The 12,065-nt window shown below is 68.2% G+C and carries 12 protein-coding genes; 10 read left to right on the top strand and 2 right to left on the bottom strand.

The features are described 5' to 3' along the window. Positions 1-2: 2 nt before the first annotated feature. Positions 3-1,985, bottom strand: coding sequence for an alkyl/aryl-sulfatase (locus ACZYRS_RS00410; RefSeq protein ID WP_463417701.1), 1,983 nt, complete (start codon positions 1,983-1,985; stop codon positions 3-5). 112 nt (positions 1,986-2,097) lie between these two features. On the opposite strand from ACZYRS_RS00410, the gene ACZYRS_RS00415 reads away from it, so the two are divergent. Genes ACZYRS_RS00415 through ACZYRS_RS00435 form a run of 5 tightly spaced genes read left to right on the top strand, consistent with a single transcriptional unit; the run spans position 2,098 to position 5,956 of the window. Next, a complete protein-coding gene (locus ACZYRS_RS00415; RefSeq protein ID WP_463417702.1) occupies positions 2,098-3,009 on the top strand; it encodes a LysR family transcriptional regulator in 912 nt (303 codons plus the stop codon). Positions 3,010-3,050: 41 nt separating this feature from the next. Next, the gene (locus ACZYRS_RS00420) at positions 3,051-3,560 is read left to right on the top strand and encodes a flavin reductase family protein (RefSeq protein WP_198785600.1); all 510 of its coding nucleotides are present in this window, start codon (positions 3,051-3,053) and stop codon (positions 3,558-3,560) included. Beyond that, entirely contained in the window at positions 3,560-4,066 is a 507-nt protein-coding gene (locus ACZYRS_RS00425; protein WP_198785599.1) for a BON domain-containing protein, read from the top strand. Before ACZYRS_RS00420 ends, ACZYRS_RS00425 begins: the two co-directional genes overlap by 1 nt. A 35-nt stretch (positions 4,067-4,101) precedes the next feature. After that, positions 4,102-5,010 carry a DMT family transporter gene (locus ACZYRS_RS00430; protein ID WP_463417703.1) on the top strand — a complete coding sequence of 303 codons (909 nt, stop codon included), beginning with the start codon at positions 4,102-4,104 and terminating at the stop codon, positions 5,008-5,010. Position 5,011: 1 nt separating this feature from the next. Continuing rightward, positions 5,012-5,956 (top strand): glutaminase, encoded by a 945-nt coding sequence (locus tag ACZYRS_RS00435; protein WP_463417704.1) that lies wholly within the window; start codon positions 5,012-5,014, stop codon positions 5,954-5,956. A gap of 3 nt (positions 5,957-5,959) precedes the next feature. Here the strand turns inward: ACZYRS_RS00435 and ACZYRS_RS00440 are convergent, their stop codons facing one another. Continuing rightward, positions 5,960-6,958, bottom strand: coding sequence for an NAD-dependent epimerase/dehydratase family protein (locus tag ACZYRS_RS00440; protein ID WP_463417705.1), 999 nt, complete (start codon positions 6,956-6,958; stop codon positions 5,960-5,962). A gap of 95 nt (positions 6,959-7,053) precedes the next feature. Between ACZYRS_RS00440 and ACZYRS_RS00445 the strand changes: the two genes are divergently transcribed. The 5 genes from ACZYRS_RS00445 to urtC all read left to right on the top strand — a co-directional run bounded on the left by ACZYRS_RS00445 (position 7,054) and on the right by urtC (position 12,058). Next, positions 7,054-7,998 (top strand): LysR family transcriptional regulator, encoded by a 945-nt coding sequence (locus ACZYRS_RS00445; protein ID WP_463417706.1) that lies wholly within the window; start codon positions 7,054-7,056, stop codon positions 7,996-7,998. After that, on the top strand, positions 7,995-8,486 hold the full coding sequence (locus ACZYRS_RS00450) for a hypothetical protein (protein ID WP_463417707.1): 492 nt from the start codon (positions 7,995-7,997) through the stop codon (positions 8,484-8,486). The genes ACZYRS_RS00445 and ACZYRS_RS00450 overlap by 4 nt, the downstream gene beginning before the upstream one ends. 411 nt (positions 8,487-8,897) lie before the next feature. Further along, complete coding sequence (urtA, locus tag ACZYRS_RS00455) at positions 8,898-10,094, top strand: urea ABC transporter substrate-binding protein (RefSeq protein WP_463417708.1); 1,197 nt, start codon at positions 8,898-8,900, stop codon at positions 10,092-10,094. A 4-nt stretch (positions 10,095-10,098) separates the two neighbouring features. Then, the gene (gene urtB, locus ACZYRS_RS00460; protein WP_463417709.1) at positions 10,099-11,001 is read left to right on the top strand and encodes an urea ABC transporter permease subunit UrtB; all 903 of its coding nucleotides are present in this window, start codon (positions 10,099-10,101) and stop codon (positions 10,999-11,001) included. Positions 11,002-11,005: 4 nt separating this feature from the next. Then, complete coding sequence (gene urtC / locus ACZYRS_RS00465) at positions 11,006-12,058, top strand: urea ABC transporter permease subunit UrtC (RefSeq protein ID WP_463417710.1); 1,053 nt, start codon at positions 11,006-11,008, stop codon at positions 12,056-12,058. Positions 12,059-12,065: the final 7 nt, after the last annotated feature.

Consider the following 12,065-nt stretch of genomic DNA (forward strand, 5'->3'; position numbering starts at 1 on the left):
GCTCACTTGCGCGGCTCGACCACCGGGAACATCGGCTCGAAGGTATCGAGCATCGACATCAGCTCCGCCAGCTTGGCGCGATTGCCTTCGATCTTCACCTGGCCCGCGAGCACCGCCGCGGGAAAGCTCGTTGCCTTCAGCGTGACCGCGTCGAGCGTGGCGCGGCTCAGCGTCACCGTGGCGTCGGCGCGGGGGTCCTGGCCGGCGATGTGCGTGAGCGCCGAGTTCTCCAGCGTCAGCGCGAACTGCTGGTTCGAATCGGTGAAGTTCCAGTTGATGACCATGGTCTTGCCTTCAGCCTTCGCCGCGTCCAGCCGCACACCGAGGAAGTCGAAGAAGAGGTCGTTGCTCACCGCCTTGAGCGTGTCGGCGTTCGCGCTGCTGCCGCCCGGGGTCTTCGGCACGCCATTGCGCAACTCCATCGCGCCCACCAGGTAGGCGCTGCGCCAGGTGCCGGCCTCCGACTGGTAGCCGAGCTGTTCGAGCGCATCGGCGCCGAGTTCGCGCGCCGCGCGGTTCGTCGGGTCGGCGTAGACGACCTGGCTCATCGCGCTCGCGACCCAGCGGTACTCGCCCTTCCGAAAATCTTCGCGCGCGCGTGCGACCACCGCATCCGCGCCGCCCATGTACTGCACCGTCTTCTTCGCGTAGTCCACCGGCGGCAACGGGTTCAGGTTGGCGGGGTTCGCGTCGTACCAGCCCAGGTACTTCTGGTAGACCGCCTTGGCGTTGTGCCGAAGCGTGCCGTAGTAGCCGCGCGCGGACCATTCCTGCTCCAGGCTCGCGGGCATGCGCAGCGTCTCGGCGATGTCGGCCGCGGTGTAGCCCTGGTTGAGGAGGCGCAGCGACTGGTCGTTGATGAACTTGTACATGTCGCGCTGCTTCTTGAGCAGGTCGGCGATGCGCCCCTGTCCGGTGGTGGGCCAGTGGTGCTGGGCGATCAGCACGTCGGTCCTGTCGCCGAAAGCCACGCGCGCCTGATCGATGTACTTCGCCCACAGGTTGCCGTCGCGCACCTCGGCGCCGCGGATCGTGTAGAGGTTGTGCATGGTGTGCGTCACGTCCTCGGCCATGTCGAGCACGCGGAACTGCGGCAGGTACATGAGCATTTCCGACGGCGCCTCCGAGCCCGGCACCAGCTGGAACACGAACTGCACGCCGTCGATGGTGCGCTCCTCGGTCGCCTTGTCGATGGCCGAGGTCGGCGCGATCAGCGTGATGGTGCCTCGCGCGAGCGCCTTGCCCAGACCCGTGTCGACCTGCCCGCGCGCGCCCGGCGGCAAGAGCGTGCCGAACTGGTACTGCGAGCGCCGGCTCATCGCGTTGCCCGCCAGGATGTTCTCGGCCACCGCGGTTTCCATGAAGCCCGACGGCGCGATCACCTGGACCTTGCCCGCGGCCACGTCGGCCTCGCTGGCCACGCCCTTCACGCCGCCGAAATGGTCGGCGTGGCCGTGCGTGTAGATCACCGTGCCCACCGGCTTCTTCGGGCGGTGCTGGTAGTAGAGATCGAGCGCCGCGCGCGCGGTCTCGGCGGTGAGCAGCGGATCGATGACGATCAGCGAGGTGTCGCCTTCGACGATGGTCATGTTCGCGATGTCGAAGCCGCGCACCTGGTAGACGCGCTCGGTCACCTGGAAGAGGCCGTGGATCGCATTGAGCTGCGCCTGCCGCCACAGGCTCGGGTTGACGGTGTCGGCCGGCTCGCTCGCCTTCAGGAAGTCGTAGGGCTTCATGTTCCAGGCCGGTCGCTGGCCGGGGGCGGCGCCGGGCACCAGCGCATCGGGCACCGTGCCGATGAAGCCGCGCATCGCGTCCTCGAAGTCCTGCCGGTTGGCGAAGGGCAGCGTCCTGGCCATGTCGGCGTTGGCTTTCAGCGTCGCGGCCTCGGGCGGCTTGGGCGCGATCTGCGCCGGGGCTTGTGCGCTGCCGAACGCGCAGGCCAGCGCGACCAGGGCGGCGGAGAAGGAGGGAGAAGAGGTCATCGGTGTCTCTTTGTCTTCGGTGGAGCAGGAACAGGACAGGGCGCGATTTTCCGAACCACCCGAAGCGTTGGCAAATGCAAAATGTGCCGATCCTTTTTACGGAAAACGCAAAATGCAGCTGCGCCAGCTCCAGCACCTCCTCGCGCTCGCCGAGCAAGGCAGCTTCGGCCGCGCCGCGCAGGCCGTTCACCTGTCGCAGCCCGCGCTCTCGCGCAGCATCGACACGCTCGAAGACAAGCTGCAGGCGCGCCTGGTCGACCGCGCCTACGGCACCGTGCGCTTCACGCAGGCGGGCGAACTGGTGCTCGCGCGCGCCCGCGAGCTCATCGCCGATGCGCAGCAGATCCAGCGCGACGTGCTGCAGCTCCAGGGCCTGGCCATCGGCAGCCTCGCCGTGGGGCTGGGCCCCTTCGCGGCCAGCACGCTCGGGCGCATGGCGCTGTCGCTGATGGCGCAGCGTCACCCGCAACTCCTCATGCGCATGGAGGTGGCCGACACCGTCACGCTCAGCGAGCGGCTGCACCGGCGGCAGCTGGACCTGTTCATTGCCGACACCCGCGACCTGAAGAAGCAGCCCGGCCTGAAGCTCGCGCGCCTGCCCGACCTGCCGGTGTCGTTCTTCGTGCAGCCGAAGCACCCGTTGCGCCGGCTCAAGCAGGTGACGCTGGAAAAAGCCATGGCCCATCCCCTGGCCGGCCCGAACCTGCCGGCCGAGGTGGCCGCGCATTTCGAGCGCCAGCTCCAGCGCGACGACCGCGGCGTGTTCAACGTCACCTGCGACGACGCGGGCACGCTGCGCCACCTGGCCCTGACCGCCAACGCGGTCATCCTCGCGCCGCACGCGCCCACCCTGAACACCGACACCGACGCCCTCGTTCCCCTCCCGATCGCCGGCTTCGCGCGCATGCAGACGCACTACAGCCTGGTGACGCTCGCGGGCCGCACGCCCTCGGCCGCCGCTACCGTCTATACCCGCCTCGTGACAGAGTTGATGGGGCCGATCAAGCGGTCGGCCGAGCGCTGAGCCAAAATGGTCTTCCTGCCGACCACCGCCCAGCCTCCTTCGTGACCACTCCCCGCCGGGCCAAGCCGCCCACCTTTTCGCCCGACGAGTTCCGGGAAGCGCTCGGCATGTTCGCCACGGGCGTGACCATCGTCACCGCGTGCGCGGCCGACGGCACGCTGGTCGGCCTCACGGCCAATTCCTTCAATTCGGTGTCGCTCACGCCGCCGCTGGTGCTCTGGAGCCTGGCCCGCGCAGCGGGCTCGATGCCCGCGCTCAGCACCGGCTCGCACTACGCGGTCAACATCCTGGCCGCGAGCCAGAAGCCGCTGGCCGAGCGCTTCGCCACCAAGAACATCGACCGCTGGGCCGACGTGGAATTCACCCGGGGCATCGGCGGCGCGCCGGTGCTGGTCGGCGCGGCGGCGAGCTTCGAGTGCTTCAACCGCAGCCGCTACGACGAAGGCGACCATGTGATCTTCGTCGGCGAGGTCGAGCGCTGCACCCACAACGCGGGCGCCTCGCCGCTCCTGTTCCACGGCGGGCGTTTCTACACGGAACACCCCTTGTGATGCGCGCCGCCGCGCTCGTGCCCGTGCTGCTGATGGCCGCGCAGACCGCGATGGCGCAGCAGACACATGACGCAGCGGGCGCGCCCAAGCAGAACTGGTTCGACGACCCGTTCTTCCAGGTGTCCTCGGGTCTTCCGGCCTGCGCCGCACCCGAGGGCCCTTTCTACACCGCCGAGGAGCGGCGCACCCAGACCCACTCGCGCCTGGAGCGCGGCACCAGCTGCTGGCTCGCCGGCAAGTGCACCGACAGCAACGCCTACCGCTACGACAAGCCCCTCGCGCCGAAGGTGCGCGCCGCGCTGCTGGCGGTGCCCGGCGTGCGCAGCGGCAGCGTGTGGGTGATGATCCAGCGCCGCTGGGTCTACCTGCAGGGCTGCGTGCCGACGCCCGCATTGGCCCGGCGGCTCGAGCGCGCCGCGCGCGCGGTGCCCGATGTGGAGACCGTGGTGCCCGACCTGATGACCGGCACCCGCGGCAAGCCGCCCTATCCGGTGGCCGGCCGCTGAACAAGACGACAACGACCACGACGACAACAACTCGAATGATCCAGCGCAAGACCCACCTCGACGCCCTCGCCATCGGCCTTCTCATCGCGTGCTGCGCGTTCTGGGGCCTGCAGCAGATCCTCATCAAGACCACCGTGACCGAAGTGCCGCCGATGTGGCAGGCCTCGATCCGCATGGTGGGCGCCACCGTGCTCTTGTGGCTGTGGTGCGCCTCGCGCGGCGTGCCGCTGTTCAACCGCGACGGCACGCTGTGGCCCGGCCTGCTGGCCGGGGCGCTCTTCGCGGGCGAGTTCGCCGGCATCTACCTCGGCCTGCAGCACACCAGCGCCTCGCGGCTCACCGTGTTCCTGTACACCGCGCCGTTCTGGGTCTCGCTGCTGCTGCCGCGATGGGTACCGGCCGAGCGGCTGCGCGGCTTTCAGTGGCTCGGGCTCTTCATCGCGTTCTCGGGCGTGGTGCTCGCGTTCAGCGAAGGCTTCGGCCACATGAGTTCGTCGCAACTCATCGGCGATGCGATGGGCCTGGGGGCCGGCATGCTCTGGGGCCTGACCACGCTGACGCTGCGCACCACCAAGCTCGCCACCGCGAGTGCGGAGAAGACGCTGTTCTATCAAGTGGCAGTGACCGCGGCCGTGTGCCCGGTGCTGTCGCTCGCGCTCGGCGAGAGCTGGCGCTTTTCGTACTCCAGCTGGGCGTGGACCTCGATCGGCCTGCAGACGGTGATCGGCGCCTTCGCCAGCTATCTCACCTGGATGTGGCTGCTGCGGCACTACCCGGCGACGCAGATGTCGTCCTTCACCTTTCTCACGCCGCTCTTCGCGCTGGTGTTCGGCGTGGTGTTGCTGAACGAGCCGCTGACGCTGCAGCTGATGGTGGCGCTCGCAGGCGTCGCGCTGGGCATCGTGCTGGTGAACCGCCGCCCCGCGGTGCAACGCACGGCATGAGATGAGCGCAGCCTCGATGAATTTCCAGCCCGTCCTCGACGACATCGTCGCCACCCTGCGCCCCGAGCTCGGCCAGGCGGGCACCGTGGCCAGCTACATTCCAGCGCTCGCGCGGGTCGATGCGCGGCAGTTCGGCATCGCGCTGCGCACCTGCGATGGCGAAGAAGCCTTCGCGGGCGACGGCGAGGTGCCGTTCTCGATCCAGAGCGTCTCCAAGCTCTTCACGCTGACGCTCGCGATGCAGCGCATGGGCGATGCGCTGTGGGAGCGCATCGGGCGCGAGCCCTCGGGCAATCCGTTCAACTCGCTCGTGCAGCTGGAGAACGAACAGGGCAAGCCGCGCAATCCCTTCATCAATGCGGGCGCCATCGCGGTGGCCGACCGGCTGGTGAGCCAGGCGGCAGTCGACGGCGGCAGCGCGAAGGCGGACATCCTCGCGCTGATGAGCGGTTTGTGCGGGGAGCCGATTGCGTTCGACGAAGAGGTGGCCAAGTCCGAGGCCGACACGGGCTTTCGGAACGTCGCGCTCGCGAACTTCATGAAGAGCTTCGGCAAGATCGACAACGACGTCGGCACGGTGCTCGACACCTACTTTCACCAGTGTTCGCTGCGCATGAGCTGCCGCCAGCTCGCACGCGCCGCGGCGTTCCTGTGCCGCGACGGCGCGCACCCGATCGATGGCGAACCCGCGATCACCGGCGAGCGGCAGACCCGGCGCATCAACGCGCTGATGCTGACCTGCGGCACCTACGACGCCGCGGGCGACGTGGCGTTCTCCATCGGGCTGCCCTGCAAGAGCGGCGTGGGCGGCGGCATCGTGGCGGTCGTGCCCGACAAGCTCACGCTCTGCGTCTGGTCGCCGGCGCTGGATGCGACGGGCAACTCGCTGCTCGGCATGAAGGCGCTGGAGCTGTTCGTCGCGCGCACGGGGCTCTCGGTCTTCTGACCGTCAGGCCGCCACGGCCGTCGGCGCTGAATCCAGGCAGCCCATGCCTTCCAGCGAGGCCTCGACCGCCTCTTCCAGCGGCGTGTGCGGCTCGTGCCCGAGGAAGGCCACCAGCTTCGCGTTGTCCATCAGCACCGGCGTGCGCCACAGGTAGCGCATCTCGCGCATCTCACGCAGGGTCGTGACGAAGGGCGAGGCCAGCGTCATCAGCCACCATGGAAAAGCCGTCACGCGCGGCGCGGTGCCCGTGCGGCGCGCCACCACGTCGCGGATCGCGCCGCTCATCTGCGTGCCGTCGGTGTCGCGATGGCCGGCCATGTGGAAGCGCGCGAAGGGTTCCAGCCCGTCACGCCGCGCCAGCAACGCGACCATCGTGCGCGCCACGTCCGGCAGGTACGACCATTGGTGCGCCGTGTTCGCGCGGCCGGGATAGCTCACGGCCTTGACCGGCTGCCCCGCCTTCACCAGCCCCTGCGAGAACCAGTTGTTGCCGGCCTTCGGACCGAAGAAGTCACCGGCGCGCACGATCAGCACGCGGGCGCCGTTGCGGCTCGCGTCTTCGAGGCGCCGCTCGAGCTCGACGCGGATGGCGCCCTTGCGGGTGACGGGGTGCTGCGGCGCGTTTTCGCCGATGGTCCCGGAAAACGCATCGGGCCCGAAGTTGTAGACCGTGCCGGGCAGCACGATGGTCGCGCCTTCGGCCTTCGCGGCGGCGATGGTGTTGTCCAGCATCGGCAGCACCAGCTGCGCCCAGTTGCGGTAGCCGGGCGGGTTGACCGCATGCACGATGACCGCGCAGCCCTTCGCGGCGTCCATGACGGCCTGCCGGTCCATTGCATCGCCGCGCAGCCAGGTGATGCCGTCCTTTTGCGCCACGGGCTGCGCCATGCCGCGCTTGAGCGCCCGCACCGTCCACCCCGCCTGGCGAAGCTGTTGCGCTACCTCGCCGCCGATGCCACCCGTCGCGCCGAGAACCAGGACCGTGTTGTTGTCGTGTGCCATGAAATGCTCCAGAAGCGTTGTCGATGGCTGAATTCTGGGTCGATGACCGTTCTATTGGAATTGCCGAACATGGGCCAGCGGCTATACATTTGTGTATGACTTCGAACATCGGCTGGGAGCTGTACCGCTCGTTCCTCGGCGTCCTGCGGGAAGGATCTCTCTCCGGCGCGGCGCGCGCGCTGGGCATCACGCAGCCGACGGCCGGGCGCCATGTGGCAGCGCTCGAAGCAGCACTCGGCGTGGTGCTGTTCACGCGCTCGCAGGTGGGGTTGATGCCCACCGAGGTGGCGCTGGCGTTGCAGAGCCATGCCGAGGCCATGGAAAGCACCGCGGCCTCGCTGGAGCGCGCCGCGACCAGCCAGGGCGAGGGCGTGCGCGGCGTCGTGCGCATCTCCGCCAGCGAAGTGATCGGCGTCGAGGTGCTGCCGGCCATCGTCGCGCGGCTGCGCGAGGCGCACCCGGCGTTGAAGGTCGAGCTGGTGCTGACCAACCGCGTGCAGGACCTGCTGCGGCGCGAAGCCGACATCGCGGTGCGCATGGTGCGGCCGAAGCAAGAGCAGTTGATCGCGCGCCGCGTCGGGCAGATCGAGTTGGGCTTTCACGCGCGCAAGGACTACCTGGCCCGCCACGGCACGCCGCGCAAGATGCAGGACCTCGCGGACCATGCCGTCGTCGGCTACGACCAGCCCTCGGCGTTCGTGCGCAACGCGGGCAAGGCGCTACCGGGCTATGGCCGCGACGCGTTCTCGCTGCGCACCGACAGCGACCTTGCGCAACTGGCGCTGATCCGAGCGGGCGCGGGCATCGGCATCTGCCAGGCCGGCCTGGCGCGGCGCGACCCCGCGCTGGTGCGCCTCATGCCGCGCGCCTTCTCGATGAAGCTGGAGACCTGGATCACGATGCACGAGGACCTGCGCGCAAGCCCGCGCTGCCGCGCCACGTTCGACGCACTGGTCGCCGGACTGCAGCAATACATCGGGGCACCCACGCAAGGGACTCGGGGGAAAATAGCCCGCGCACGAACACAAGCCTCCGAATGACCGAACCCACCGACACAGAAAACCTCCCCTTGCAGGAACCCCGCCTCTGGCGCGACGACCTCTGGACCGCCCGCGTGATCAAGAACGAGGAAGACGACGGCTGGGCCGTCGAGATGACCCGCCACGGCGATCCCGAGCCCGCTCTCGTCGGCCCCTGGACCATGGGCCGCGACAAGAAGAACCCCAAGCCGCTCGACGGCCCCGCGTTTTCCACGCTGGTAAAGACGGCCGCCGAAGTGATCCGCCGCCACGAGCAGCAGCTGCACGCCACGCTCAACAAGAGCGTGACGGTGACGGCACGCGACGGACGGCGCATTCGCGTCTCGCTCGCGATCGTGCCCGACGAGGACAACCCCTCGGCCACGCTGAGCGCGCACGACGACGAAGACGACAGCGAGCTGGCGAGCGTGAATGTCTCGCCGGCCTTCAAGCTCACGTCGGGCAGCGCCACCAGCTGGATCGAAGCGGACTTCGCCCGCCCCCGTTAGCCGCCGCACCGGTGTGCGCGCGAATACCACAGGCGATGCGCATCCGCCAATCAGCGAAAGAACGTATGTTCACGCCGGGGTGAGTTGAGAAGAATCCGCCCCAACGAGCAATCGTTACCAGTCCTTCATTCATACGACGCCCGCTGCCAGTGCTGCCAGCGAGGGGTCGGGCAACAAAGCCCGAATCGGTTTCACCACCGGTTCGGGCTTTTTTGTTTTCTCGGTCGCAACGAAGCCTTTTCAAAACGGATGCGCGTCATCCGGTGGCGCAGCTTTGCCCCGAGAAAAAGCACTGGTGAACGAGCGCTCGTTTGCAGGGGCCGCGCCGCGGGAGGAGACACCCAACGCGCGGCCTCGAAGGTCGGATGTTCCTCTGATGACTCGCACAAAACCAAGGCAAAGGAATTTGACATGACGAACGTTTCCCTCAACCGCCGCCAGCTCGTGAAGACCGGCGGCTCGATGATCGTGCTGGGCGCCGCGGGTGGCGTGGCCGGCCTTGCCGCCGCGCAGGAAGGCACGACGGTGAAGCTGGGCCTCCTGCACTCGCTCTCGGGCACCATCGCCATCGCCGAGGCCTCGCTGGTCGATGCCGAGAAGCTCGCCATCGAGGAGATCAACGCCGCCGGCGGCGTGCTCGGCAAGAAGATCGAGGCCGTGGTGGAAGACGGCGCGAGCGAGAACCCGGTCTTTGCCGAGAAAGCGCGCAAGCTGCTCGAACGCGACAAGGTCGCGGCCATCATCGGCTGCTACACCTCGGCCTCGCGCAAGGCGCTGCTGCCGGTGCTCAACCAAGCCAAGGGCCTCTTGTTCTACCCGACCTACTACGAAGGCCAGGAACAGGACAAGCGCGTCTTCTACCCCTCGCAGGAAGCCACGCAATCGGTCATCGCGGCGGTGGAGTGGATGGCGCGCGAGAAGGGCAAGAGCTTCTTCCTGGTGGGCTCGGACTACATCTACCCGCGCACCTGCAACAAGATCGCCAAGCCGGCCATCGCCAAGGCCGGCGGCAAGGTGGTGGGCGAGGAATACGCGCCGCTCGGCCACACCGAGTTCTCCTCGATCATCAACAAGATCAAGGCCGCCAAGCCCGATTGCATCTACAGCACCGTGGTGGGCGGCTCCAACGTGGCGCTCTACAAGCAATTGCGCGCGGCGGGCCTGGACGGCGCCAGGCAGGTGCTGCTCTCCACCGTGGTGTCGGAGAACGAGATCGAGGGCATCGGCAAGGACAACGCCGCGGGCTACTACGCCTGCATGGGCTACTTCCAGAGCATCAAGTCGCCGGCCAACGAGAAGTTCGTGAAGGCCTTCAAGGCCAAGTACGGGCAGGAGCGCGTGATCGGCGACCCGATGGAGGTGGCCTACAACTGCGTCTACCTCTGGAAGCTGGCGGTCGAGAAGGCCAAGTCCTTCGACGTGGACAAGGTCACGGCCGCCGCCGCGGGCGTGGAGCTCGATGCGCCCGAGGGCACGGTGCGCGTGCACGCCACCAACCACCACGTGTGGAAGAAGGTGCGCGTGGGCCGCGCGCGCCCCGACGGGCAGTTCGACATCGTGTGGGAGTCGCCGCAGCCCGTCGAGCCCAACCCCTTCCCGAAGGTCTGACGCGATGAACCTCGACATCGCGGCGATGCAGGTGTTCAACGGCGTGAGCCTGTTCACCATCCTGCTTCTGATGGCCATCGGGCTGGCCATCGTGTTCGGCCTGATGGGCGTCATCAACATGGCGCACGGCGAGCTGATGGCGCTGGGCGCCTACATGACCTACCTGGCGGCGCGCTTCTTCGAGCACTTCGCGCCGGGCTGGATGGACCTGTACCTGTTCGCCGCGATTCCGTTCGCGTTCGCCGTGACCTTCGCGTTCGGCTACCTGCTGGAGCGGGGCTTCATCCGCTTCTTCTACGACCGGCCGCTGGACACGCTGCTGGCCACCTGGGGCCTGAGCCTCATCCTGCAGCAGGCCTACCGCTCGATCTTCGGCGCGCAGGAGGTGAGCGTGCCGCTGGCCTCCTGGCTCGCGGGGGCGTGGGAGCCGACGGCGGGCATCCAGCTGCCGCTCACGCGCATCTTCATCGTGGGGTTGACGGCCATCGTGGCGGTGGGCGTGTACCTGCTGCTCTACCGCACGCCATGGGGGCTGAAGGTGCGCGCGGTGACGCAGAACCGCGCCATCGCCGGCGCGGTGGGCATCGACACGCACCGCGTCGACGCGATGACCTTCGCGCTCGGCTCGGGTCTCGCGGGCATCGCGGGCGCGGTGTTCACGATGATCGGCTCGACCAACCCGGGCACCGGCCAGCTCTACATCGTCGACTCGTTCATCGTGGTGGTGTTCGGCGGCGTGCAGAGCCTCGTAGGCACGGCGCTCTCGGGCTTCGCCATCGCGCAGTCGCAGACCTGGCTGGAGTACCTCATGAGCGGCTCGATGGCCAAGGCCACGATCCTCCTGCTGGTGATCGCGGTGCTGTACTTCCGGCCCAACGGGTTGTTCGCCACGCGTTCGAGGAGCTGAAGGCATGTTCAAGCTCTCTCCCCAACGCAAGAGCGACCTCGCGGGCATGGCGGCCGTGCTGCTGCTCCTGGCCGTGGTGCTGCCGCTCACGCTCGATCCGTTTCGCCTGAACCTCATCAGCAAGTACCTGGCCTTCGCATTCGTCGCGGTGGGCGTGGTGCTCACCTGGGGCTACGGCGGCGTGCTGAGCCTGGGCCAGGGCATGTTCTTCGGCCTGGGCGGCTACATGATGGCGATGTTCCTGAAGCTCGAAGCCTCGGCGCCCGAGCTGCCCGACTTCATGGTGTGGAGCAGCGTCGAGCAGCTGCCCGCGTGGTGGCAGCCGTTCCACTCGCTGGGCTGGACGATTGCGGGCATCCTCGTGATTCCCGCCGTGCTGGCGTACGTGTTCTCGTACGCGATCTTCAAGCGACGCGTGAGCGGCGTGTACTTCGCGATCGTCACGCTCTCGCTGGCGCTCACGCTCACCGTGGTGGTGGTCGGCCAGCAGGGCGACACGGGCGGTGCCAACGGCATCACCGATTTCCGCACGCTGCTGGGCTGGGACATCGCGGGCGACGAGGCCAAGCGCGTCATGTACTTCGTCGAGGTGCTGGCCATCGCGCTGGTGATGGCGGTGTCGCTCGCGATCGTGCGCAGCCGCTTCGGCAAGATCCTCATCGCCATCCGCGACCGCGAGGACCGCGTGCGCTTCAGCGGCTACAACACGGCGCACATGAAGGCCTTCGTCTTCGCGGTGGCCGCGATGCTGTCGGCCATCGGCGGGGCGTTCTACAGCCTGCAGGTCGGGCTGATCGCGCCGGGCGTGATCGGCGTCGTGGCTTCGGTGGAGATGGTGATCTATGCGGCAGTCGGCGGGCGGCTGTCGATTCCGGGCGCGGTGATCGGCGCGCTCCTGATCGGCTTTCTCAAGTCGTACCTGTCGGAGACTTTCCCCGAGGGCTGGCTGTACTTCCTGGGCGCGGTGTTCATCCTCGTGGTGTGGGCCATGCCCAACGGCCTCGCGGGCCTGGGCGAGAAGTTGCTGCGCCGCCGCGGCGCGGAGGCGGCGCCATGAACGCCAC

It is taken from the genome of Variovorax sp. AC194 (assembly GCF_979257995.1).

Excerpts from the sequence above, each read along its gene's own strand:
- ACZYRS_RS00425 (WP_198785599.1), top strand. The coding sequence starts at position 3,560 with ATGCGCGCCGCCGCGCTCGTGCCCGTGCTGCTGATGGCCGCGCAGACC.
- ACZYRS_RS00410 (WP_463417701.1), bottom strand. The coding sequence starts at position 1,985 with ATGACCTCTTCTCCCTCCTTCTCCGCCGCCCTGGTCGCGCTGGCCTGC.
- urtC (WP_463417710.1), top strand. The coding sequence starts at position 11,006 with ATGTTCAAGCTCTCTCCCCAACGCAAGAGCGACCTCGCGGGCATGGCG.
- ACZYRS_RS00440 (WP_463417705.1), bottom strand. The coding sequence starts at position 6,958 with ATGGCACACGACAACAACACGGTCCTGGTTCTCGGCGCGACGGGTGGC.
- ACZYRS_RS00435 (WP_463417704.1), top strand. The coding sequence starts at position 5,012 with ATGAGCGCAGCCTCGATGAATTTCCAGCCCGTCCTCGACGACATCGTC.
- ACZYRS_RS00430 (WP_463417703.1), top strand. The coding sequence starts at position 4,102 with ATGATCCAGCGCAAGACCCACCTCGACGCCCTCGCCATCGGCCTTCTC.
- ACZYRS_RS00415 (WP_463417702.1), top strand. The coding sequence starts at position 2,098 with ATGCAGCTGCGCCAGCTCCAGCACCTCCTCGCGCTCGCCGAGCAAGGC.
- urtA (WP_463417708.1), top strand. The coding sequence starts at position 8,898 with ATGACGAACGTTTCCCTCAACCGCCGCCAGCTCGTGAAGACCGGCGGC.
- urtB (WP_463417709.1), top strand. The coding sequence starts at position 10,099 with ATGAACCTCGACATCGCGGCGATGCAGGTGTTCAACGGCGTGAGCCTG.
- ACZYRS_RS00450 (WP_463417707.1), top strand. The coding sequence starts at position 7,995 with ATGACCGAACCCACCGACACAGAAAACCTCCCCTTGCAGGAACCCCGC.
- ACZYRS_RS00445 (WP_463417706.1), top strand. The coding sequence starts at position 7,054 with ATGACTTCGAACATCGGCTGGGAGCTGTACCGCTCGTTCCTCGGCGTC.